The sequence below is a fragment of the Nocardia sp. NPDC050175 genome (assembly GCF_044459885.1).
Classification (GTDB): Bacteria; Actinomycetota; Actinomycetes; order Mycobacteriales; family Mycobacteriaceae; genus Nocardia.
Genome location: NZ_JBITJI010000003.1, coordinates 679,513 through 703,389 on the forward strand (window position 1 = coordinate 679,513; position 23,877 = coordinate 703,389).

The window sequence follows — 23,877 nt, forward strand, 5'->3', positions numbered from 1 at the left end:
ACATGTGCGTCGCCGTGGGTAAAGGAGGTCGCCGGACCCAGGTAAAATCAGTGGTTCTTGTGCATATCGCGTCGCACAATCGAGTAGCTACCGCCCAGCACCACTGATCCGCGAGGAGAAATCTGTGATCACCGCGACCGACCTGGAGGTCCGGGCCGGAGTCCGCACCCTGCTGTCGGCCCCCGGACCGGCCCTGCGGGTGCAGTCCGGCGACCGGATCGGACTGGTCGGACGCAACGGTGCTGGCAAGACCACCACGCTGCGCATCCTGGCGGGTGAGGGCGAGCCGTACGCCGGAAAGATTTTGCGCTCCAGCGATATCGGCTACCTGCCGCAGGATCCGCGCGAGGGCAACCTCGACATCCTGGCCCGCGACCGGGTGCTCTCGGCGCGCGGCCTGGACACGCTGATCCGCGACATGGAGAAGCAGCAGGCGCTGATGGCCGAGGTGGCCGACGAGTCCGAACGCGACAAGGCGGTCCGCAAGTACGGCCGCCTGGAGGATCAGTTCTCGGCGCTCGGCGGCTATGTCGCGGAGAGCGACGCGGCCCGGATCTGCAACAGCCTCGGCCTGCCCGACCGGGTGCTCGCCCAGGCGCTGCGCACCCTGTCCGGCGGTCAGCGTCGTCGAATCGAGTTGGCGCGCATCCTGTTCGCCGCCTCCGACGGCAGCGGCGGGCGCTCCGACACCATCCTGCTGCTCGACGAGCCGACCAACCACCTCGACGCCGACTCGATCACCTGGCTGCGCGGCTTCCTGCAGAACCACGACGGCGGCCTGATCGTGATCAGCCACGACGTGGAACTGCTCGGCGACGTGGTGAACAAGGTGTGGTTCCTGGACGCGGTGCGCGGCGAGGCCGACGTCTACAACATGGGCTGGCAGAAGTACCTCGACGCCCGCGCCACCGACGAACAGCGCCGCCGTCGCGAACGCGCCAACGCCGAGAAGAAGGCGGGCGCGCTGCGCGTGCAGGCCGCCAAGCTCGGCGCCAAGGCCACCAAAGCCACTGCGGCACAGAACATGGCCAAGCGCGCCGACCGGTTGATCGCCGAGCTGGACGACGTGCGCGTCGCCGACAAGGTGGCCAGGATCAAGTTCCCCGAGCCCGCCCCGTGCGGCAAGACGCCGCTGATGGCGGAGAACCTGACCAAGGTTTACGGCTCGCTGGAGATCTTCACCGGCGTCGACCTCGCGATCGATCGAGGCAGCCGGGTCGTGGTGCTCGGCCTCAACGGCGCGGGCAAGACCACGTTGCTGCGGATGCTCGCCGGGGTCGAACAACCGACCGCGGGCAACCTGGTGCCAGGACACGGCCTAAAGGTCGGGTATTTCGCGCAGGAGCACGACACCCTCGACGATCAGGCCAGCGTGTGGGAGAACATCCGCCATGCCGCGCCGGACGCGGGGGAGCAGAGCCTGCGCAGTCTGCTCGGCGCGTTCATGTTCACCGGTCCCCAGTTGGATCAGCCCGCGGGCACGCTGTCCGGTGGTGAGAAGACCCGCCTGGCGCTGGCCGGCCTGGTTTCCTCGGCCGCCAATGTGCTGCTGCTCGACGAACCGACCAACAACCTCGATCCGGTGTCGCGCGAGCAGGTGCTCGATGCGCTGCGCACTTACGCGGGCGCGGTCGTGCTGGTCACGCACGATCCGGGTGCCGCGGAGGCGCTGTCGCCGGAGCGGGTGATCTTGCTACCGGACGGTACGGAAGACCATTGGTCCGCCGAATATTTGGAACTTATTCAGCTTGCGTGACTTTCATCACAAGAATCCGTTGATCACGGACCCTCGAGTGCTTAGCCTGGAAAGAGCTGCTCGGCGACTCGGAGGAAGCCATGAGCGACAGGCCCACGCAAGTCAAAGCCACCCTGGGTAAGGGAACACGCGTCACGGGGAAGTCCCGGGACCGCCTACAGACCCAGTTGAAGAAGCAGTACGAGGCAGGGGCGAGCATTCGCTCGCTGGCGCGAGCAACCGGTCGCTCCTACGGCTTCATCCACAACGTACTGGTGGAGTCGCACGTGCAACTCCGTAGCCGCGGCGGCGCCAACCGTCGCAAGAGCCAGTAGCGTCCGGAGAACTCGAAACCGGTTTCGGCGGTATGTTTTTCGCCGTTACCGGGGAGTTCGGCTGGTCGGGTGCGGTATCGGGCCCGGCCACTGCCGGTGCTGTGCGCTGGATCCGCTGGTCGGGCGCGTTGTCGACGATTGTTGTGTCGGCACAACCTGATCCGGTCGTGCGCGTCGGATCGACCTCGGCCGCTGATGTTCTCGGCTGTTCGAGGTGCATCCGCACCGAATCGGGTGTGCCACTACGGACTCTCGTCAGTAGCCGCTGACCGACCCATCGCCGTCGACGAGCAGATTGGCCAGGCTCCGGAAAATCGGTAGACCCGTCTTGATCTCCAGGTACGCGAACTGTCCCTGCGGGTTGACCTCGAGGAAGTAGTACTCGCCGTCGAGGCCGAGCCGAATGTCCAAGACCCCGAAGGACAATCCGAGCGCGCCCATCAGCGTCGCGAGCGACTTGCTCACCGAGGCGGGCAGATGCTCGGGCACGAAATCGACCGAGGTGTCCAGCCGGGAGTCGACCCGGCCGACCCCGGCCTGCGAGTCGATGCGCACCGTCCATTCGACGCCGTCCACCCAGACCACCCGCAGATCGCATTCGGCGTCGACGTAATCCTGGAAGGTGGTCGGCGCCGACCGGATACCGGCCAGCCTGCCGTAGTCGGCCTCGGTGATGATCCTGGTCTCCGCGAACTCGGCGCGACTGGTCCCGGTGCGCTTGTAAACGACTGGGCCCGGCCGGGATTCGGCGAAGCTGCGGGCCTCGTCCGGATCGTTGGTGATCAGCGTCTCCGGTACCGCGAACCCGGCGCGCAACGCGGTCTCCAGCTGCACGATCTTGCGGGTCGCGGTGCGGTCGGCGCCGGGATCGTTGATCCAGTTGGCCGGAATGGACCAGAGCATGCCCTGGATGAAACTGTCGCATTCGGCCTGGCGGAAGTCGTCGTCGGCGGCGCGCACGCCGCCGGGCACCTGGGCGGGATGCGGCCTGCGCCACCAGACCGAGCGCACGTCATCGAGCCCGATCAGGTGCGAGAGCGAGCGCGCGGTGCCGAGCCGGTCCAGCCGGAAACTGCCCGACTCCCGGGGGAAGTCGCGCAGGTCGAGGTGAATGGCGTTGAGCGCGTGGTGTTCTCGTAGTGTCGCGGCCATGGCGGTGGCGTGTAGATCGTCGGATTCCGACACTATGAGGACCGAGCTCGCCCGGCGTGCCGTCATGCGTGCACCGCTCAGTCGAGACTGTCGCAGTTGATGCCGTCGTCGCTGGTTGCGAGCGACTTGGTCTGGCAGTAGGTAAAGGTGGCGCCGTGCGCGCCGGTGAGGTCGGCCAGTTGCAGGCGGTCGGCCCAGGTTTCGGTGAGCTGCTGCAACTGCTCGTCGCCGAGCGCCGCGGACGGGGTCTCGGTGAGCGTCATCGGCCGGTCGACCAGGTCGATGCGCAGGCGGCGGGTGAAATCGGCGGTCGCGCCCGCGCGGATGTCCACCAGCACCGGGCGACCGTCGCGCTCGGTGGTCTCGGTCGTGAATCCGTCGGGCACCGTGGCGATGCCGTCGGGCACGCACGAGACCCCGTCGGGCAGCGGCGAATCGAGCACGCGCAGCACGTCGGACCGACGGAAAGTCCACGTTCCCTCGGCGACCCGCACGGTGATATCGCGTTCCGACTCCGCTACCAGCAAACCCTGGAGCGGGGGAACGCGGTCACTCTTCGGCGCGGTGCCAGGGAGGCGGAGTGCGTCGGTCATAACTGTTTCTCCGATCTGCTCGCGATTTGCCACGACCCCCGAGCGTGAACTGGATCATATCGCGCAGCGGGGTCGGATCGGTTCGGATCGGGAGATTTCACGGCCGGTGGCAAACCGGATTTCGATGCAGGATGCGCTAGCGCCGAAAGATTTTCGGTACACCAGAAATAGTTCCTGCGCAACCGTTTAGCTATTTCCGAATGGAAAACTCTGGCGGTGCATTGCCACGGGTTGACGGCTGTGCATCCGTACTTACCGCTTCACAGACCGAGCAGGTCCGGGCGCTCGGCCAGCGCCGCGAGGCGTTCGCCCGGTTCGGCGACGAGCCTGCGGGCGGCGAGATCGAGCAGGCCGCCGGTGGTCTTTATCTCGGCGGCGACGGTGCCGTCGAGTTTGCGGATCTCGTGCCGGAATCCGAAGGTCTTGCCGGTCGACCATTCGAAGTCGACCGAAACGGTGACCTCGTCGCCGCCGCGCAGCTCCCGGAGGTACTTGATGTTGTTCTCCAGCACCACCGGGCCGATGCCGCCGGCGATGAGCTTGTCCTGTGGCGCGCCTGCCGCACGGAGCAATTCCCATCGGGCGTGTTCGGCGTATTGCAGATAGACCGCCTGGTTCAGGTGGCCCTGCGTGTCGAGCTCGTAGCCGCGGACGACGATCGGTACGGAAAAGGTCATATCCTGCGAACCTCCTTCGTGGTCGGAGTTGTTCCGACCTGCAACGATGGGTTGGTCACAGTGGAATTGTGCGCCTGCCTCAGCGGCGGTTGGCGTTGCGCTCGGCCCACCAGTTCGGCGCGTCGACGAAGTGGTTGTCGAACTCTTCCTGCGCGGCGGCCAGTTCGGACAGTTGCGATTCGCCCTTGGCGATGCGGTCCAGCAGCCGGAAGTACTCGAAGCGCTGCACGCCGGGCATCAGCGCGATCATGATGCGCGCCGAGCTGTCGGGCGTGGCGCCGAACGCGTGCGGCATGAACTTCGGCACCACGATCGTGCCGCCGGTGCCGACGGTGACGATCTTGTCGCCGGCCAGCAGCTGCAATTCGCCCTCGGCGACGTAGAACAGCTCGTCCGAGCTGGTGTGGTAGTGCGGCGCGGCACCGTCCGCCCCCTGCTGCATGGTGACCTCGAGCGTGCTCAGCGCGCCGTCGGTGTCTCCCGCGTCGAGCAGTAGCCGCATGGTGACTGTGCCGGTGCCCAGGGTCTCGGCGTCCTGCGTCCGGCGGATCGCGACGTCCATGCGGGGAGAGGTGGTGCTCATGCTGCGCTCCAGATAGTTCGTTGATTGATAATTCGCTACCGAACTATATATCAGCGAATAGAATCCTGTCTATGGCCGAGACGCGACTGATTTCGCAAGCACATGGGTGACTCGCCGGGCACCCCCACGACCCCGGCGTCCGTGCCACTGTCGGCGGGGGACGATCCCGTCGACGTGATCATCGGTCAATGGCGGCGCGAACGACCCGATCTCGAACTGGAGGCCATGTCGATCCTCGGCCGCCTCGCACGGCTGCTGATCATCGGCCAGCGGGTGGTCGAGGAGGTCTTCACCGCGCACGGCTTGCAGCGCGGCGAGTTCGATGTGCTTGCGGCCCTACGCCGTTCGGGCGAACCATACGAACTCAACCCGTCCGTACTAGCCGACACACTGATGCTGTCCCGCGCAGGCATGACCGGCCGCCTCGACCGACTGGAGTCGGCCGGTCTGGTCCGCCGGATCGCCGACCCGGCCGACCGCCGCGCCGTGCGCGTCGCCTTGACCGAAGACGGCCGCAAACTCATCGACCGAGTCGTCACCGCCCATGCCAACAACGAAACCCGCATGCTCGCAGTACTTTCCGCCACAGACCGCAGCGAACTCGACCGCATCGCCCGCGTACTGCTGGGCAGCCTTGAGTCGGGGGAGTAGCCCCTACAGACAACGCCCCACCGCGTCGAGATCTGCACTCTCTCTCGGGATCCGCACCGAGTACGGGCCCCAGGAGCCAGTGCAGATCCCGAGTATGAGTGCGTCTGTCGCCAACGGCGGTCCGTCCCACGCCCTCGATGTCAGGCGCTCACCGCTTCTGTGACCCTCACACCCGCTATACCGGGTGTGAGGGTAAAAGAAAGGGTGCTCGGCCGGAACAACGAGTGCACATCGGAGCCCCAGCGACCTCCCGAACTGCCACACGACTGAGCGCGTCGCCTGCCGTACCCGCCTTTAGGTGTACGTCAGGTGCGCGGTGTCGCGTTCCGGACGTGGTCATCGGGTTGCGGTTGCGTCCCAAGCGCTTTGGACGAGAGTCGGGTGGTCGGGGTGGGGGAGGCGGGCGTTAGGGATGTGTCAAAGCGGGCGTGGATCTCTTGCCCGGGATCGGCGGGCGCGGTTATATCGCGGTATGACCGCAACTTTCGGCCTTCGTCGCGCGCTGCGCGGGTTGTCCGGGGTTGGCGTGTGTGTTGGATCGGATCTTCCGTCCGCCCTGGAGCTGGTTGGCTTCGGGAGTGAGGACGAACCGCCAAGTCCCGGTTCGGTCTGACCCATTTACCCGCGCGGCCGAATGGCCTTGTGCGGCTTTTCTCTTCGCGTATCTAGCCGGTGTATCGGTGTGCGCGTTCATCATCCGCGGCGTGTGATCGCGGATCCATTCTCGGCGTGCGTCTTTCGTGACCCTCAAGGCCGAGGCGCGCGCTCCTCGATAGGAGAGCTATGTCCGAATTCTCGTCCGACGGCCGGATTGTGCTGGTGACCGGCGTCGATGAACGCCTCGGGTATGCGACGGCGAAGCGGCTGGTCATCGACGGGGCCACCGTCATCCTGCACGCGCAGGACAAGGAACTCGCCGACGACGCACTGGAACGATTACTCGCCGACGGCGCGCAGGCGCAGCGGCTGCGCATGGTGCACGCCGATTTCACCAAGCTGGCCGAGGTGGACGAGCTGGCCGGGATGCTGGCCGCGACGGTGCCTGCGCTCGACGCGCTGATCAATGCCGCGGCGATGCCGGGCTTGCAGCGGCGTTCGCACACCGAGGACGGCAACGAGCTGACCATGCAGTTCAACTATCTCGCGCCGCAGCGGCTGACTCTCGCCTTGGCGCCCGCGCTCGCGGCGGCACACGGCCGGGTCGTCAACGCGACCTCGCGACTGCACGTCGGCGGCAACATCGACTACTCCGACCTGGACCGCAACCGTGGCATCTATACCCCGATGTCGGTGTACGCCCAGTCCAAACTGGCGCTGACGATGTTCACCCGCACGCTCGCCGAGACCGGTCCGGCCGGGCTGACCGCGATCAGCGTGTGCCCGGCCGATTTCGAGCTCGACATGCCGCAGCTGCGCAGTCACGCGGCCGCGCCGGTAGACGGGGCCGCCGATCTGCTCGCGTTGCTGAGTGCTTCGTCGACGCCGGTGGTCAACGGCGGCTACTACGACGGCATCGAGCAGGCGAAACCGGCTGCGCTGGTGCGTAATTCACGTGCTCGCGCGCGGTTGGCCGCGTGGAGTCGCCAGCCCGTGCACGCCGAGTAGTCCCTTACCGAACAACGAAAGAAGGCACGTCAGTGTCCAAGCGCGCGAACAAGAAACGCGCCCGCCGCAAGAACAAGGCCAATCACGGCAAACGGCCGGGCGCTTAAGCCCTCGCTATCTCTCCTGGACGTAGCGAGCTAGGTCCGCCGCGACTCCATTCGGGGTCGCGGCGGGTCCGTTCGGGGTGGTCGGTCCGGTGACCGAATCGAGTAGTTCGTTACTCGCGCATCGGCCGTTCGGCGGGCTTACCGTGGGGTTCCGCACCGAAAACCTCGGTGTGGTGCGTCAGGAGATCACAGATGATCGACATCATCACCCTCCGCGGAACCGGCGAGCCGCGGAACTCGAACGGAACGCCCACGGGAATGCTGCACGACGTCACGAAGCTGCTCGATACCGAACGATTCTCGTTCTTCGAGCCGGATTGGCCCGCCTCGGTCGGGCCGGACCCGGATGTCTGGGGCTCGTCGCTGGACACCTCGGTGCGGATCGGTACCGCGGCTGGTGTCAAGGCGATCCAGGATTCGCCGAATGTCTGTGGGCTGCTGACCTATTCACTCGGCGGCATCTGCGCGAGCCACATTCTGGAGGGCGTGCGCTCGGGTAAGTACAAGAACACCAATGGGACGCCGCTGGAGATCGCGTTCGCGGTGAACATCGCCAACCCGTTGCGCAAGGCGGGGCAGTCGGTGGGGAATCTGTGCCCGCCGTCGACCTTCGGCCTGCACGGTCAGCGCGGGGCCTGGCCCGCCGCGGTCGCCGTTCGCGAGTACGCCAATCCCGGCGACATCATCACCGCCGCGCCCGCGGATTCGCCGCTCCGGTTCATCGACGTCGGCATCTCGCCGTTCTCGTTCCTGGAGGGTGCCCGGATCGGCAACCTCGGTCCGCTGATCTTCGCCGAGCTACTCGAGTGGCTGATGCGCGACCCGATCGCGAACCTCGATCGATATGCCACGGCCGTCCGCGGGCTCATCGGCTACCTCACCCCGTGGCCGGACGGGCAGCACGTGTTGTACTCCGGTCACAACATGCCCGGCACCGATCATCTGTGGACGACCGACGCGGCCGAGTACATCAACGACACATTCTGAGTCGGGTTCCCAAGCCGCCGAACCGCGAACCGGACACGCTTCGGCGGTCAATCCGGTGGCAACAGAAAGATAGCTAGAAGGTCGCTGTTGTGCATCTTTCGACTTTTAAAAGTGGTTGAAAGTTGTATGTCAAGAGCGACGGCCGTCAGTATCCCGTAAATGCGTTCCGCGGCGGAAAGGTCCAATCTGCCTGCCTAGCTGGTCGGATGTCCAGTGAGACCTTTTTGTCCATTGACGGGTGCGTGTCGCATCTCAAACCTGGAAGCATGACCAGTTACGAGAGATGCGGAAAATTAGCTACCGCACGTGCGTCGGTCGTCATGCGCTCGCCGTCCGCCGTGCGACCGGTGCACGACCCGCCGCCGGGCGGCTGTTCCGCGGCCTGTCCGCCCGGGCCGCGCGCACTGTTCCCGCAGGGCGCACATGTCGAACAACGCGCATATCTGTGCTCTCGCGACGCCAGCGGCGCAATCCGCGTCCGCATCGCCACTACCGCCGGAATCAGCGGTTTGTGGTCACGGACGGTATGCGCGACCGGTACCTCGGACCGGTCCGAGCGACGAATTCGTCCTCATTCGCAGAGCTCGGCGCGAGTACTGCCGACCCGGTCCGATCCGGCCGCGTACTCGCTGCATCACCCCGATCGAAAGGTCCTCGTATGTTTGCAACACACAAACGCCGCCGGGTAACCACGCCCGGCGCGCGGCACCGCAAGGTAGCCGATCGCACGCGCAAGGGCCGGTACGCAGCGGCCGCGGTCGCCTCGCTGGCCACCGTCCTGTTGTCCACCGGTCAGGCGGCCGCCGAAGCACCTGCGCCGCCGCAACCCCCCGCGGACCCGAGCCAGATCGCCGCGGGCGTGAACTCGGCCTTCGCCGTCGCGCTGCCGGACATCCGCCGGGCGGTGACCGAGTTCGGCGACTCGGTGCCACCTCCGACCGGAGTGCCCGAACTCGATGACCTCGTGGCGACCTGGAGCCCGGTCGTGCAGAACGTGCTCGGCCAGGCGCTCACCGCGCTCGGCACCGAGCCGGTGGTTCCGCAAGCCGACGGCACGGGCGAGATGATCCACGACCTGACCACCCCGGCGCCGGAGCCCGCGCACTCGTCACTGCCGGGAAGTCTGACCGTCGACGACGCGGCGGCCTCGGGTCCGGCCGGTTCCGCGCCGATGCCTGAACTGGCGTCGGCCGCCGAACAGATCGTCGGCACCATCGATCTTCCGCAACTCACCGGCTTGGTCGGTGCGGCGGTGCCGACCGGACCGCTCGGGCAGCCGGTCCGGGATCTGCTCGTGTTCGCCGATGAGGCGATCGAGCAGGCGGGCATCCGCCGCGACCTGCTCGGCGCACCGCTGGAGAACGTGGCCGACCAGGCACGCACGTTCTTCGGTTTCCCGAACGGCGGACCCGACCCCGCCGAGGGCTTGCGTGACTTGCTCAATCCGATGCTCGGCCAGGCCACGGGCGGCGGGGACCCGTTGCAGGGCTTGGCCACCGGCCTGCGGCAGCTCATCGCCGATCCGGCCGCGGCGCTCGGTGTCGGCCTGGCGCCGATGCTGACCGACGCCCGCGGCATGCGCAACGACGGCGGTCTGCTCGGCATCCACAACGCGACCCTCGAGCTGCCGATGATCGCCGGCGTGGTCGGCGGCGGTCTGCTCCTCGGTACGTTGGCGCTCGGTGCCGCCGCGGCGCTCGCAGTGCTTGCGGCGCCGGAGATCCTCGGCGCGCTGGCGATCGGCGCAGTCCTGCTCGCGCCGATCGCGATTCCCGCGGTCCTCGGGATCGGTGCTGTGCTCGCCGGCCTCGAAGTGCTGGCCTTGCCGTTCGAGATCACCATCGGGGTACCGGTGCTCGGGGCGCTCGCTCTGGGTGCGGCCGTGCTGGTCGGCGGCGCGCTGTTGGCCGCGCCGGAGGTGCTCGGCGTGCTCGGGATCGGTGCTGCTGTGCTGTTCGGCGGTGCGTTGCTCGCGGCGCCGGAGGTACTTGGCGTGCTCGGGCTTGGTGCTGCTGTGCTGTTCGGTGGCGCGTTGCTCGCGGCGCCGGAGGTGCTCGGGGTGCTTGCCCTGGGTGCGGCGGTGCTGTTCGGTGGCGCACTGTTCACGCTGCCGGAGGTGCTCGGGTTCGGCGTGTTCGCGCTCGGCGCGCTGGCCGGACTGGTGGCAGCCAGCGGTGCCGCACTGCTCGTGGTCGGCGGCATGATCGCCGGTGCGGTCGGCACGGTGCTGATCGGGACGCTGATGGCGGGTGCGGCCGCGGCCGCGACGGCCGCCGTCGGCATGGGACTGGTGACGGTGATCGGCGTTCCGCTGCTCGAATTCGGCGTGCCTGCCGCGTTCGTGGTGCTGCTGACGCTCGGGATGCTGTCGATGCTGTTCCTGACGATTCCGTTGCTGGAGGAGATGGAAGGCGCCGCGCTCTTCGAGGAGCTGATCGGGTCCATGCTGGGCGGATTCGCGCCCGAGGTCCCGCGCAGCGCGCCTTCGCCGTTCGGCGCTCCGGCGCCTGCACCGTTCGGTGAGACGGGTCCGGTTCCGTCGCCGTTCGGCGAGGCCCCGCGTACCGCGCCGTCGCCGTTCGGTCAGAACGCGCCGAGCCCGGCGCCGTCGCCGTTCGGTGAGGGTGCCCCGCGCACAGCGCCTTCGCCGTTCGGTGCCCAGACGCCGTCGCCTTACGGCGAGACGGGTCCGGTTCCGTCGCCGTCGCAGACGCCGTTCGGCGAATCTTCGCCGCGCACAGCGCCTTCGCCGTTCGGTGAGACTGGTCCGCGCACGGCACCGGCGCCGAACGGTGAGACCGGCCCGCGCACGGCACCGGCGCCGAACGGTGAGACCGGCCCGCGCACGGCGCCGGCGCCCAATGGTGAGACCGGCCCGCGCACGGCGCCGGCGCCCAATGGTGAGACGGGCCCGCGCACGGCACCGGCGCCGAACGGTGAGACCGGCCCGCGCACGGCACCGGCGCCCAATGGTGAGACCGGTCCGCGCACGCAGCCCGGTCCGTACAGTGAGCCCGCTCCGCAGGTTCAGCCGAGGCCGTACGTTGAGCCTTGGGTCGAGCCGCGGCCGTACTCGGCGCCCGCACCGCAGCCGTATCTGGTTGAGCCCGCGCCGCAGCCGTACGCGCAGCCCGCACCGCAGCCGTATCTCGTTGAGCCTGCGCCGCAACCGTATGCCCAGCCCGCGCCGCAGCCCTATGCCCAGCCTGCGCCGCAGCCGTATCTGGTTGAGCCTGCGCCGCAGCCGTACGCGCAGCCCGCGCCGCAGCCGTATCTCGAGCCGGCACCCCAGCCGTATCTCGTTGAGCCTGCGCCGCAGCCGTATGCCGAACCTGCTCCTCGGCAGTACCTCGAGCCGGTACCGCAGGGCGGACCGCGGGCCTATGGCACGGCGTACACGAGCTCTTCGGTGCCGCAGAGCGATGGCGGCATGGGTGTGAACGACCGCGAGCTGGTGACGGTCTGAGCTGTCAGCTGACCGGAACCATTCGCTCGCAACGGATTACGACGAACATAGGAGTCCGCGATGAAGCCCATCCTGGATACCAGGCCGGAGCGCCTGCTCGATATCAGCTCCGCGCCAATCGGTTTCGGCTACTATGCGCAGAACGCCGATGACACCGAAGCCGTTTCCCGGGACGTTACCCGAGTCGGCTGGTGGTCGCGGCACCGGCGGGTCGCGATCGGCGTCGGGATGACGCTGGTGACGGCACTGGGCCTCATACCGGCGGTGCAGTACGCCGTTCTCCTGGTGCAGTCGTAGCCGAGCGTGGTGACGCGCACCGTGCCAGCACGGTGCGCGTCACCCGACGCGATGCGGGTTCGGCATTGAATCGGCATTGAACATACCGACTGGTATGCTCAGCTCGCCGCTGGAACCGGCTTTCCAACCCAGCGTCGGTGCCGAATACCGATCACCCGATGGCTGATCGCAGGAACGCATTTCGTCAGCTCAGCGCCACAATTCCTGGACACCCGACACGTTGGTGGTGAACATGCGATTGTTCTGCTCGCTGGTATGTCCCAAGTCCTCGCCGTCGCGAACGTGGTAGCGCCGAGAAACGTCGCCACCCCGAGTCGAGCCGAAGGCCGCCGCCTGTTCGCCGACCGGCTCAGCGACCTCTTCGCCGCGGCGGGCGGGCCGCCGTTGAAGTCCGTGGTCCGAGCCGCCAACGCCCGCCTCGCACCGGGCACCAGCAAGATCACCTTCCAGCGGATCAGTGACTGGCGGCGTGGCCAGCGCACGCCTGCTGCGTTCGACTCCGTCCGGCCGGTACTGGAGGTGCTGATCGCGGACGCGCGCCGACGGACCCCGGAAAATCCGCGGATCGACCCCACGTTGCTCGATCTGGAGCGTTGGCACCAGGACTGGGAGGCGGCCAAGGTCGAGCCGCCTGTCGTCGATGCCGATCGCGCGCCCTACCGCGGTCTCCGGCCGTACCGGGTCGAGGACAGCGATCTGTTCTTTGGCCGCAGTGATGCGAAACATCGCCTGCTCGAACTGATTTCGGCGGTCGAGTCGAGCGAGCGGCCGGTCGCGGCACTGCTGCTCGGGCCGTCCGGCATCGGTAAGTCGTCGCTGCTCGCCGCCGGGTTGCAGGCCGCGCCGGGACCGCGCACGCCGGTCGCCATGACCCCCGGCCACGACCCGGTGGCCGCGTTGGACGCCGTGCTCGCCGACCAGCCGTCGACCCGCAGGCTGCTGCTGATCGATCAAGGCGAGGAGCTGTTCACGCTGTGCACGGATGACGCACTGCGGCAACAGTTCCTGCGCAAGCTCACCGCCCTCGCCGATCCCGCCGCCGACCCGCCGACCACCGTCGTCGCCGCCTTCGACATCGCCTACCTGCACGAGCTGCTGCACGCGTTCCTGCGGTACTCGTGGACGGTGGAACCACTGCGGCAGCACGCGATGCTGCTCGACCCGATGACCCTGCCGGAGCTACGCGAGGTGATCGTCCGGCCCGCCGAGGCCGCCGGCCTGCGGGTGGAGGACAGCCTGGTCGAGGTGGTGCTGCAGGATCTGGGCGCCATCCAGGCGAACAGCGAGGTACGGCTTCCGCTGTTGTCGCTGGCACTGTCCATGACGTGGGCGAATCGGCACGGCCGTACGTTGACCGTCGACGGCTATCGCGAAGCGGGCGGCCTGAGCGGCGCCTGCGCGATCGGCTGCGAGTCGGTCTGGTCCCAGCTCACCGACCGCGAGCGGGTGACCGCACGGCAGATGCTCGTCGCGTTGACGATCACCGAGCCGACCACCGTGGTACGCAACCGGATGCCCGTCGCACTGCTGATCGAGGAGTCGGCGGATCCCGAAGCCGCCAACGCCGCGATCGCGAAGCTGACCGCAGGACGAATCCTGGTGCAGCACAGCGACGATATCGAACTGGTCCATGAGTTGCTGCTCACCGGTTGGCCCCGGCTGGCCGAATGGTTGTCCGAGGAAAGGGAATTCGCCGCCGATCGGCAGCGCATCGAGGCCGACGCCCGCGAGTGGGCGCGCATGGAACGACCGATATCGCTGCTGTACACCAAGACTCGGCTGGAGAACGCGACCGGATGGATGCGGCGCACCGAGTCGTCGAACCGGCTCGCCCGAGAATTCGTCTCCGCGTCGCAGGAGCGGCACCGGACGCGCACCATCCGATGGCGGGTCTTCCTCTCCGCCGTCGCCGTGCTCACCGTTGCGGCACTGGTGCTTTCGGTCGTGGTGGTCGGCCAGCGCGCGACCGTCGCCCAGGAACACAAGGACACGGTGCTCAGCCAGCTCGTCGATCAATCCGAACGGGTAGAGAACGCCGACCCGGTGCTGTCCACGCAACTCGCGCTCGCGGCCTATCGGTTGAACCCGGCCGATCCCGCCGCCAGGGCTCGCTTGCTGGCCGTCCAAGTGCAGCCGATCGAACTCGTCACCGCGGCGGCCCATGACGGTCCGATCCGCCGACTGACGTTCAGCTCGAGCCATCGACTGGTGGCCAGCGCGGGCGACGATGGTCTCGTAAAGCTGTGGGACATCTCGAATCCCAGCGCGCTGACGCAGGTCGGACCACCGTTGAGTGGGCATCGAGGTGCCGTCGAATCGGTCGAATTCAACCAGGACGGCACCATGCTGGCCAGCCTCGATTCCGGTGGCACGCTGCGACTGTGGGACATCCGCGATCCGGGTCGCCCGACCCTGGCGGGCACCTTCGACAACGGCACTGCGCTCACCACCGTCGCGTTTCTCCCCGATGCCCGGACACTAGCGGTCGGCGGCGTCGACGGCACCCTCACCTTCCTCGATATCGCCGCACCGCAAGCCATTCGGCGACTCGGCGCAGTTCTCGGAGCGCACCCCACTGCCATCAAGACAATGGCGCTCGCCCCAGACGCGCCGGTGCTCGCCACCGCGGGCGACGATCACACCGTGCGCCTGTGGTCCGTCGACGACAGCCAGCAGCCGCGCCCGGTCGGTGCTCCGCTCGACAGCGGCGGCGCCGTACAAGCCCTCGCCTTCGGCGCGCTCGGCCGCCTCACCGCGGGCACCGCCGACGGCCAACTGCTGTTCTGGGACGCCCGCGATCGCGATCGGCCACAGCTGGTCGACCGGAAACAGACTCGCCCCGTACCGATTTCGGGCCTGCAATACTGGCTCAACGGCCGAGCGCTCGTGGTCACCGACGCGGGCGGCACCGCCCGCGAATGGAACACCAGCCGCCTCGACCGCGTCACGCCCGTCGTCCTCGAACTGGTCAACGCCGATTCGATGCAGTCGCTGGTGGTCGTCACCAACACCACGGCGATCAGCGCGGGCGCCGACGGAAAGCTGCGGACCTGGAGCCAGGCGGGCGCCCGGCTACCCATCGTGTTCGCCAGCTCGCTGACCTCCCTCGGCTTCGACCAACCGGGAAAAACCCTGGTCGGTGGATTCCGCGACGGACAGGTCGCCGTGTGGAACATCGCCGTGCCACTCACCAGCGCGATGGTCAGCGAGGTACGGGCCGGCCCGCCCGACCGGCACGGCACGGAGGTGGCCCTGCGCCCCGACGGCACCCTGCTGGCCACCACCGGCGCCGAGGAAGTCCGGCTGTGGGATCTCACCGACCGAGCCAGGCCCGTGCCGCTCGGCGCGGCACCCGGCACCGGGCCGATTGCCTTCGCCCCCAAGGGCGATCGGCTGGTCACCGGAGTAGGTCATCGGTCGCTGCAACTGTGGGACGTCGCCGACCCGGCCACCCCGCGCCCGCTGGGCGGTCCACTGCCGACCGGAAACGACCGGGAACTCGAACTGGCCGCCTTCGCTCCCGGCCGCCCGTTGGTCGCGGCCGCCGATGACGACGCGCGAATCCACCTGTGGGACATCACCGATCCAGGCAAGTCGGCCGCGGTATCCCTCGACCTGCACGGCGCGAAAGCCCAGGCGCTGCTCTTCGCCCGGGATGGCAAGACCCTGTTCAGCGGTGACGACAGCGGCATGATCCGCTCATGGGACGTCGCCGATCCGGCGAAGGTCCGCGAACTGGACGCGGTGCGCGCACACACGGCCGCCATCCGAACGCTCGCGCTGGACGAGTCCGGTCATCGCCTCGCCTCCGGCGGCGCGGACGAAACGGCTCGGCTATGGGACGTCACCGACCCGTCCCACCTCGGCGCACAGGGGGACGCGATCGAGGCCAAAATCGGCTGGACCTGGTTCCTGCGCTTCGACCCGACCGACGAGTCACGCCTACTCGGCGTCGGCGACCAGCTCTCCACCCTCTGGTACACCGACCCGGCCGCGGTCGCCGAGAAGCTGTGCTCCTCCTCGTCCGCCGTGCTCGACGAACAAGAGTGGCGCAGCCTGCTCCCGTCCGTGCCGTACACCCGCCCCTGCTGACTCCCCGCACGCCTCTTGATTTCCCGCACCGAGAATCGCATGCGATTTCAGGTGCGGGAAATCAGAAGTGGTGCGGCGCTGCGTGATTCGGGCGTGAGGAGCGGTGTGCGGCGGCGAGGTCAGTCGCGACGGCGCACCGAGGCCTCGACGAGATCCAGTACCGCAGTGAGGTTTTCGTTCGTATGCCCCGACGCGATCCGCGCGATGAGCCCGTCGAGCACCAGGTCGAGGTACCCGAGCAACACATCGGTAGGCACGTCGTCACGCAACGCCCCCGCCGCCTTGCGCCGCTCCAACCGGGCCAGCGTCGCGGCAGTCAACTCCGCCGACCGCTGAGTCCACCCCGCACGGAACTCAGGATCGGTGCGCAACCGCCGCGCGATCTCCAAACGCGTTCCCAGCCAATTGAACTGCTCGGGATGGGCGAGCATGTCCCGCATCACCCCGACGATGCCCTGGTTGGCCGCGACATCGGCCATCCGCTCGGCATCCTCCTGCGCGAGCGCGAGGAACAGCGCGTCCTTGTCCCGGAAGTGGTGGAAGATGGCGCCGCGCGACAGCCCGATCTCCTCCTCGAGGCGGCGGACCGTGGCGCCCTCGTACCCGTATTCGGCAAAGCAGCGCCGCGCCCCGTCGAGAATCTGGCTGCGCCGGGCGGCGAGGTGATCTTCACTGACTTTGGGCATAGCGGGCGTGCTCCTCCAAGAGGTGTGAGCAGTCCGCGCACCGCGAAAACGCGGTGCGCGGACCCTCGACCAACGGCGTGTGTGTGATCAGCCGCGAATCATGTTGCGCAGCACGTACTGCAGGATGCCGCCGTTGCGGTAGTAGTCGGCCTCACCGGGGGTGTCGATCCGGACCACGGCGTCGAAGGTGACCTTGTCACCGTTCTCCTTGGTGGCGGTGACCTTCAGGGTCTTCGGCGTCGTGCCCTCGTTCAGCTTGGTGATGCCCTCGATGTCGAAGGTCTCGGTGCCGTCCAGCTTCAGCGACGCGGCCGACTCACCGGCCGGGAACTGCAGCGGAATGACGCCCATACCAATGAGATTCGAGCGGTGGATGCGCTCGAACGACTCGGTGATGACGGCCTTCACACCCAGCAGCGAGGTGCCCTTGGCGGCCCAGTCACGCGAGGAACCCGAGCCGTACTCCTTGCCGCCGAGCACGACCAGCGGGATGCCCGCGGCCTGGTAGTTCTGCGAGGCGTCGTAGATGAAGGCCTGCGGGCCGCCGTCCTGGGTGAAGTCGCGGGTGTAACCGCCCGAGACGTCGTCGAGGAGCTGGTTGCGCAGCCGGATGTTGGCGAAGGTGCCGCGGATCATCACCTCGTGGTTACCGCGCCGCGAGCCGTAGGAGTTGTAGTCCTTGCGCTCGACGCCGTGCCCCTCGAGGTACTGCGCGGCCGGCGTACCGGCCTTGATGTTGCCCGCCGGGGAGATGTGGTCGGTGGTGACCGAATCGCCGAGCAGGGCAAGCACTCGCGCACCGGAGATGTCGGTGACCGGCTCCGGATCCTGCGGCATGCCGTCGAAGTACGGGGGCTTGCGCACGTAGGTGGAGTTGACGTCCCAGTCGAAGATCTTGCCTTCGGGGGTCGCCAGCCCGCGCCAGCGCTCGTCACCCTTGAACACGTCGGCGTAGGACTTGATGAACATGTCCTGGCTGATCGAGGTGCCGATGGTCGCCTCGATCTCCTTCGAGGAGGGCCAGATGTCCTTCAGGAAGACGTCGTTGCCGTCGGCGTCCTGGCCGAGCGGGTCGGTCTCGAAGTCGAAGTCCATCGTTCCGGCGAGCGCGTAGGCGATGACCAGCGGCGGCGAGGCCAGGTAGTTCATCTTCACGTCGGGGGAGATGCGGCCTTCGAAGTTGCGGTTGCCCGAGAGCACCGCGGTGACCGAGAGGTCGTTGTCGTTGATCGCCTTGGACACCGCGTCCGGCAGCGGGCCGGTGTTGCCGATGCAGGTGGCGCAGCCGTAACCGACCAGGAAGAAGCCGAGCTTCTCCAGGTAGGGCCACAGGCCCGACTTGTTGTAGTAGTCGTTGACGACCTGCGAACCCGGCGCCATCGAGGTCTTGACCCACGGCTTGGAGGTCAGGCCCTTTTCCACGGCGTTGCGCGCGAGCAGCGCGGCGCCGAGCATGACCGACGGGTTGGAGGTGTTGGTGCACGAGGTGATCGAGGCGACCACCACGGCGCCGTGGTCGAGCACGAAGTCGCCGTACTCCTCCGAGGAGACCTTGACCGGCTTGCTCGGGCGGCCGACGGCACCGTTCGCGGCGGACGGGATCAGCACCGCGTCGTCATCGGCGAAGGACAGCACGGCCGGATCGCTGGCCGGGAAGGACTCCTCGATGGCCTCGTCCAGGTGCGTGTGCGGGGTGACGGCGGCCGGGCCGCTCTCCGCGTCGTTGGTGTAGTTGTGGATGTCCTTGCGGAACGCGGTCTTGGACTCCGACAACAGGATTCGGTCCTGCGGACGCTTCGGGCCCGCGATGGACGGCACCACGTCGCCGAGGTCGAGCTCCATGTACTCCGAGTACACCGGCTCGTGCTCGGCGTCGTGCCACATGCCCTGTTCCTTGGCGTACGCCTCGACCAGCGCGAGCTGGTCGTCGTCGCGGCCGGTCAGGCGCAGGTACTCGATGGTCACGTCGTCGATCGGGAAGATCGCTGCGGTGGAACCGAATTCGGGGCTCATGTTGCCCAGGGTGGCGCGGTTCGCGAGGGGCACCTCGGCGACGCCCTTGCCGTAGAACTCGACGAACTTGCCGACCACGCCGTGCTTGCGCAGCATGTCGGTGACGGTGAGCACCACGTCGGTGGCGGTGACGCCCGGCTTGATCTCACCGGTCAGCTTGAAGCCGACGACGCGCGGGATCAGCATCGAGACGGGCTGGCCCAGCATGGCCGCCTCGGCCTCGATACCGCCGACGCCCCAACCCAATACACCGAGGCCGTTGACCATCGTGGTGTGCGAGTCGGTGCCGACGCAGGTGTCCGGGTAGGCCTGGCCGTTGCGGACCATGACGGTGCGGGCCAGGTGTTCAATGTTGACCTGGTGCACGATGCCGGTGCCAGGGGGGACGACCTTGAAGTCGTCGAACGCGCCCTGGCCCCAGCGCAGGAACTGGTAGCGCTCACGGTTGCGGGAGTACTCGATGTCGACGTTGCGCTCCAGCGCGTCGGCGCGGCCGAACACGTCGATGATCACCGAGTGGTCGATGACCATCTCGGCGGGGGCCAGCGGGTTGACCTTGTCCGGGTCGCCGCCGAGGGTCTTGACGGCCTCACGCATGGTGGCGAGGTCGACGATGCAGGGCACGCCGGTGAAGTCCTGCATGATCACGCGGGCCGGGGTGAACTGGATCTCGATGCTCGGCTCGGCCGAGGGATCCCAATCCGCAATGGCGCGAATGTGATCGGCGGTGATGTTCGCGCCGTCCTCGGTGCGGAGCAGGTTCTCCGCGAGGACCTTGAGGGCGTAGGGGAGTTTCTTGGTGCCGGGCACGGCGGAGAGGCGGAAGATCTCGTAGGAGTTGCTTCCGACCTCGAGGGTGCCCTTGGCGCCGAAAGTATCGATACTTGTCGTCACGTCAGCTCCACTCGTCTGTGAGGGTTGGCCGCCGGCGGGGCTGTGCCGGCGACCGAGTCTTTGCAGGTGCTCCGGCACTAGAGTGCGCCGGTTCCTCGCGCTTCGACCTTAACAGTACGCTTGTCCTGTGAGCGCATCGACCCCGCCCGTATAGTGTGCGCCGCGGCCCGTACCGAGCCGCGCGGGGGCGCGTCGCGTGCCGTCTGCGCGTGCCTCGACTCTCCGTCGCGTACTGTGCTTTCGGAGCCAGCCGGGTGGCATTGAGCTCACCCCGCAGTGTTGGATGCACGTCGCTTCGGATGCCGATGCGGCTCGACAGACCGGATGGAAGATGACCGTCTCGCACACCTCGGTTTTCACGCCCATGGCCGCCGAACTGCCGCCGAACGTCACCGAGGACACCGTCACCACCATCAACGCCGACCTGGCCGACAATCACGTCGCCACGCTGGACGGCAAGGATCAGACGGAGTTGGCGGCGGTCGCCGCCGACGCGAGGGCGCACGGCATCCCGCTGAACATCGTGGTCGTGCCGGGCGCTCCGGGCCACGAAAGCTTGCGTGACCTGGCCACCACGATCGGCAAGGACGAGCAGGGCACGGTCCTGGTACTGAGCGACGACTGGGCGGGCACCTACAGCGACTCCATCTCCCGGGTCCGGCTCGAGTGGGCCGAGGACAAGGCGAAGTTCAACGGCGGGCACTCCGCCGAGGCGGCACAGCATTTCGTGGACAAGCTGGAGCAGCCGGAGGCCGTCTCCTGGACCGCGATCGCCAGTGTGTTGCTCGCGGGCACCGCGGCCGTCGTGGTCGGGCTCTACTTCGTGAAGTCGCGTCGGCGTGCCGAACCCGCCACGCCGGTTGCCGTTTCCGGCACCGAGGGCGATCGGGCCTCTACCGCATAGCTGGTTTCTAGACAGCTACTTTCCCTGACGACCGGTATGTAATACCGCTCGGAAACCTTTGCCGCATACGGCTAATCTCAGGCAACGGCAAAATTACGCGCCTGTCATTCTGTTGCTGGAGTTCCTTTGGTGACTGAAGTGTCGTACGGTCGTGTAGTTACCGATGGGGAAGAAGTGTAGTCAGGGGTTATCTGCCCACCATTGAGCGTCGAGGTGCGGTTGGTGCTCATGGGGCGTTGCTGGAGTCGGGTCCTTGGGAGGTGCGATGCGCAACAACGGCGAGGCCGCTTATCGGCGTCCGCTGGGGGTCGCTCTGGGGTTGCTGGTGACGGTCGTCGTGGTGCTGGCCGGACCTGCCGCCGCCGTGCCGCCTGCCCCGCCGAACCCGAGTGACGGCCAGATCGCCGATGCCGGAGCGCAAGTCGACGCCAGCGTGACCGAGGTGGGCGGGCTGATCAATCAGGTCGCGGCGGTCGACCAGCAGTTGCAGCAGCTCGACAGCGAGGTCGCCCGCAAGCGCGAAGAAGTGAACAAGGCCCTGGTTGACCTGCAGAACGCGCGCGACGCCGCCGACGCGGCCGCCGCCGTGGTGGCCGACACCCAGCGCGAATTGGCCGACGCCGGAACGAAAGTCGGCGCCGCGCGGCGCAACTTCGACCAGTTCGCCGCCCAGGCCTACACCCGACCCGCCGCCGAGTCGATGGTCGTCTACCTAGCCGCGGCCACCCCGGCCGCCGCCCTCGACCAGGCCCAGCTCCTATCGCTGGTCTCGAAGAACCAGCAGCAGGTCCTAGATAGCCTACGTCGCGCCCAGATCGACCAGGGCAACAAGAATTCCAGTGCGCGCCAAGCGAAGTCGGACGCCGACGCGGCCGCCGCGGCCGCCGAACAGGCGAAGGTCGACGCCGAGCACGCGGTCACCGCCGCCAAGGCCGCGCTGGACCAGCAAACGGTGCAGCGCGACAACCTGCAGCGCCAGCGTCAGGATGCGCAGGACCGCTTGGACTTCGCGCGCCAGAACGTGGCCGGACTGCAAGGCCAGCGCGACGTCTATCTGAACTGGGAACAGCAACGCAAGGCCGAAGAGGCCGCCGTGCGCGCCGCCGCCGCGGCAGCCGCGGCCCGCGCCAACGCCGACCAGAACGCGCAGAGCCGGGCCGGACAACTCGGCCAGGGCAAGCGTCCGCACACCCAATTGGAGAACTCGCCACCGCGCCGCAGCACCCCGCGTCCGAACCTGCCGTCCATCGGCGGCTCCGCGGCGGTCGAGACGGTGGTCGATCGCGCCATGTCCCAATTGGGTGTTATCTACGCCTGGGGTGGCGGTGACGAGGACGGCCCGACGTATGGCATCCACGACGGCGGCGTCGCCGACACCTACGGCGACTTCGACAAGATCGGCTTCGACTGCTCCGGACTGATGATCTATGCCTTTGCCGGGATCGGGGTTTCGCTGCCGCACTACAGCGGGTACCAGTACAACGCGGGCACTCGCGTGCCGGTGGATCAGCGCGCCCGCGGCGACATGCTGTTCTGGGGTTCGAACGCCAGCGAGCATGTCGCGTTGTACCTGGGCAACGGGCAGATGATCGAGGCGCCGGAGTCCGGCGAGGTCGTCCGGGTGACGTCGGTGCGTGAGGGTGGCATCATGCCCTACGCGGTGCGGATCGTCAGCTGACGGTTCTTCGTCGTGTCAGAGTTCGCGACATACGGCGATTGCGAGTACTGATAGCAAGAGCCGCGGACTAACCCGAACCGGACACCTGAAAGCTTTGAATTCCCTTCATGTCGGGTCCGGTTGCGGCACATACGGCCATTACCTGGAATAGTTGTGGCAGCACGCACAGGACCAAGGCGAAAGCGGGGATGTTGGTGACTTCGACAGACGGTGTGAGCGGGGCGAATTTGGCGAAAGATGCGCCAGCGTCCACGCCTAGCACCCTGGAGCGTGACGTCCAGACCCTGGAGAAGGCGATCTATGAGGTCAAGCGGGTAATCGTCGGCCAGGATCGACTGGTCGAGCGGCTGCTCGTCGGCGTGCTCGCGCGTGGTCACGTCCTGCTCGAAGGCGTGCCGGGTATCGCGAAGACGCTGGCCGTGGAGACCTTCGCCAAGGTGATCGGCGGCTCGTTCTCCCGGGTGCAGTTCACCCCGGACCTGGTGCCCACCGACCTCATCGGTACCCGTATCTATCGGCAGGGCCGCGAGGAATTCGACACCGAGCTCGGCCCGGTCGTCGCGAACTTCGTGCTCGCCGACGAGATCAACCGCGCGCCCGCGAAGGTGCAGTCGGCGTTGCTCGAGGTGATGGCCGAGCGGCACGTGTCGATCGGCGGCAAGACCTACCCGATGCCGAACCCGTTCCTGGTGATGGCGACGCAGAACCCGATCGAGAGCGAGGGCGTGTACCCGCTGCCCGAGGCGCAGCGCGACCGCTTCCTGTTCAAGGTCGTCGTCGACTACCCCTCGGTCGAGGAGGAGCGCGAAATCATCTACCGGATGGGTGTCACCCCGCCGGAGGCGACGCGCATCCTGACTCCCGAGGACGTGGTCCGCCTGCAGAAAGTCGCGGCCTCGGTCTTCGTGCACCACGCGCTGGTCGACTACGTGGTCCGGGTGATCGCCGCGACCCGCAAGCCCGCCGACTTCGGCATGCAGGACGTGGCCAGCTGGATCGCCTACGGCGCCTCGCCGCGCGCCAGCCTCGGCATCATCGCCGCGGCCCGTGCCGTCGCGCTGATCCGCGGCCGTGACTATGTGGTGCCGCAGGACGTGGTCGAGGTGATCCCGGACGTGCTGCGTCACCGCCTGGTGCTGTCCTACGACGCGCTGGCCGACGAGATCAGCCCGGAGGAAGTGATCAAGCGGGTGCTGCAGACCATCGGCATGCCGCAGGTCGCGCCGCAGGCCGTCGCGCCGAGCGCACCGCCCGTCAATTCCGGTGCACCGCAACAGGTTTCGCAGCAGAACGGCCCGCAGGGCGGGGGGCCGCAGCCCGCGCAGCAGCCGCAGCAGGGTGTCCCGCAGCCGGTGCCGCAGCAGCCGAACGGGCAGCAGTCCCAGCCCGCCGGCAACGTTCAGAACAAGTGACCGCGGCGCG

The 23,877-nt window shown here is 67.7% G+C and carries 18 protein-coding genes; 12 read left to right on the forward strand and 6 right to left on the reverse strand.

Going from position 1 to position 23,877, the window contains the following annotated elements; translation table 11 throughout:
- Positions 1–124: 124 nt before the first annotated feature.
- Both ACIBK2_RS14130 and ACIBK2_RS14135 read left to right on the forward strand, forming a co-directional pair.
- A complete protein-coding gene (locus ACIBK2_RS14130; RefSeq protein ID WP_396967065.1) occupies positions 125–1,756 on the forward strand; it encodes an ABC-F family ATP-binding cassette domain-containing protein in 1,632 nt (543 codons plus the stop codon).
- A gap of 80 nt (positions 1,757–1,836) precedes the next feature.
- The gene (locus tag ACIBK2_RS14135) at positions 1,837–2,070 is read left to right on the forward strand and encodes a helix-turn-helix domain-containing protein (protein WP_040736162.1); all 234 of its coding nucleotides are present in this window, start codon (positions 1,837–1,839) and stop codon (positions 2,068–2,070) included.
- Positions 2,071–2,325: 255 nt separating this feature from the next.
- On the opposite strand, the gene ACIBK2_RS14140 is transcribed toward ACIBK2_RS14135, so the two are convergent.
- From ACIBK2_RS14140 to ACIBK2_RS14155, 4 genes are all read right to left on the reverse strand, one after another.
- Entirely contained in the window at positions 2,326–3,288 is a 963-nt protein-coding gene (locus ACIBK2_RS14140) for a hypothetical protein (RefSeq protein WP_379289122.1), read from the reverse strand.
- Positions 3,289–3,299: 11 nt separating this feature from the next.
- Complete coding sequence (locus ACIBK2_RS14145) at positions 3,300–3,815, reverse strand: hypothetical protein (protein ID WP_396967068.1); 516 nt, start codon at positions 3,813–3,815, stop codon at positions 3,300–3,302.
- 260 nt (positions 3,816–4,075) lie between these two features.
- A complete protein-coding gene (locus tag ACIBK2_RS14150) occupies positions 4,076–4,492 on the reverse strand; it encodes an acyl-CoA thioesterase (RefSeq protein ID WP_396967070.1) in 417 nt (138 codons plus the stop codon).
- A gap of 79 nt (positions 4,493–4,571) precedes the next feature.
- On the reverse strand, positions 4,572–5,075 hold the full coding sequence (locus tag ACIBK2_RS14155) for a cupin domain-containing protein (RefSeq protein ID WP_396967072.1): 504 nt from the start codon (positions 5,073–5,075) through the stop codon (positions 4,572–4,574).
- Positions 5,076–5,177: 102 nt separating this feature from the next.
- On the opposite strand from ACIBK2_RS14155, the gene ACIBK2_RS14160 reads away from it, so the two are divergent.
- The 7 genes from ACIBK2_RS14160 to ACIBK2_RS14190 all read left to right on the forward strand — a co-directional run bounded on the left by ACIBK2_RS14160 (position 5,178) and on the right by ACIBK2_RS14190 (position 16,280).
- Positions 5,178–5,726 carry a MarR family winged helix-turn-helix transcriptional regulator gene (locus ACIBK2_RS14160; protein ID WP_396967074.1) on the forward strand — a complete coding sequence of 183 codons (549 nt, stop codon included), beginning with the start codon at positions 5,178–5,180 and terminating at the stop codon, positions 5,724–5,726.
- Positions 5,727–6,509: 783 nt separating this feature from the next.
- Complete coding sequence (locus ACIBK2_RS14165) at positions 6,510–7,331, forward strand: SDR family NAD(P)-dependent oxidoreductase (RefSeq protein ID WP_396967076.1); 822 nt, start codon at positions 6,510–6,512, stop codon at positions 7,329–7,331.
- Between the two features lie 32 nt (positions 7,332–7,363).
- Positions 7,364–7,438 carry a 50S ribosomal protein bL37 gene (locus ACIBK2_RS14170; protein ID WP_375914870.1) on the forward strand — a complete coding sequence of 25 codons (75 nt, stop codon included), beginning with the start codon at positions 7,364–7,366 and terminating at the stop codon, positions 7,436–7,438.
- Between the two features lie 192 nt (positions 7,439–7,630).
- Complete coding sequence (locus tag ACIBK2_RS14175; RefSeq protein WP_396967078.1) at positions 7,631–8,425, forward strand: hypothetical protein; 795 nt, start codon at positions 7,631–7,633, stop codon at positions 8,423–8,425.
- Positions 8,426–9,083: 658 nt separating this feature from the next.
- The gene (locus ACIBK2_RS14180; protein ID WP_396967080.1) at positions 9,084–11,891 is read left to right on the forward strand and encodes a hypothetical protein; all 2,808 of its coding nucleotides are present in this window, start codon (positions 9,084–9,086) and stop codon (positions 11,889–11,891) included.
- Between the two features lie 60 nt (positions 11,892–11,951).
- Positions 11,952–12,188 carry a hypothetical protein gene (locus ACIBK2_RS14185; RefSeq protein WP_396967082.1) on the forward strand — a complete coding sequence of 79 codons (237 nt, stop codon included), beginning with the start codon at positions 11,952–11,954 and terminating at the stop codon, positions 12,186–12,188.
- A gap of 255 nt (positions 12,189–12,443) precedes the next feature.
- Positions 12,444–16,280 carry an NACHT and WD repeat domain-containing protein gene (locus tag ACIBK2_RS14190; RefSeq protein ID WP_396967084.1) on the forward strand — a complete coding sequence of 1,279 codons (3,837 nt, stop codon included), beginning with the start codon at positions 12,444–12,446 and terminating at the stop codon, positions 16,278–16,280.
- Between the two features lie 119 nt (positions 16,281–16,399).
- Here the strand turns inward: ACIBK2_RS14190 and ACIBK2_RS14195 are convergent, their stop codons facing one another.
- On the reverse strand, positions 16,400–16,966 hold the full coding sequence (locus tag ACIBK2_RS14195; protein WP_357392088.1) for a helix-turn-helix domain-containing protein: 567 nt from the start codon (positions 16,964–16,966) through the stop codon (positions 16,400–16,402).
- An 87-nt stretch (positions 16,967–17,053) separates the two neighbouring features.
- Complete coding sequence (locus tag ACIBK2_RS14200; protein WP_396967241.1) at positions 17,054–19,861, reverse strand: aconitate hydratase; 2,808 nt, start codon at positions 19,859–19,861, stop codon at positions 17,054–17,056.
- A gap of 343 nt (positions 19,862–20,204) precedes the next feature.
- Between ACIBK2_RS14200 and ACIBK2_RS14205 the strand changes: the two genes are divergently transcribed.
- From ACIBK2_RS14205 to ACIBK2_RS14215, 3 genes are all read left to right on the forward strand, one after another.
- Entirely contained in the window at positions 20,205–20,777 is a 573-nt protein-coding gene (locus ACIBK2_RS14205; protein WP_396967086.1) for a DUF6676 family protein, read from the forward strand.
- Between the two features lie 265 nt (positions 20,778–21,042).
- Entirely contained in the window at positions 21,043–22,455 is a 1,413-nt protein-coding gene (locus ACIBK2_RS14210; protein ID WP_396967088.1) for an NlpC/P60 family protein, read from the forward strand.
- Between the two features lie 188 nt (positions 22,456–22,643).
- Complete coding sequence (locus ACIBK2_RS14215; RefSeq protein WP_396967090.1) at positions 22,644–23,867, forward strand: AAA family ATPase; 1,224 nt, start codon at positions 22,644–22,646, stop codon at positions 23,865–23,867.
- Positions 23,868–23,877: the final 10 nt, after the last annotated feature.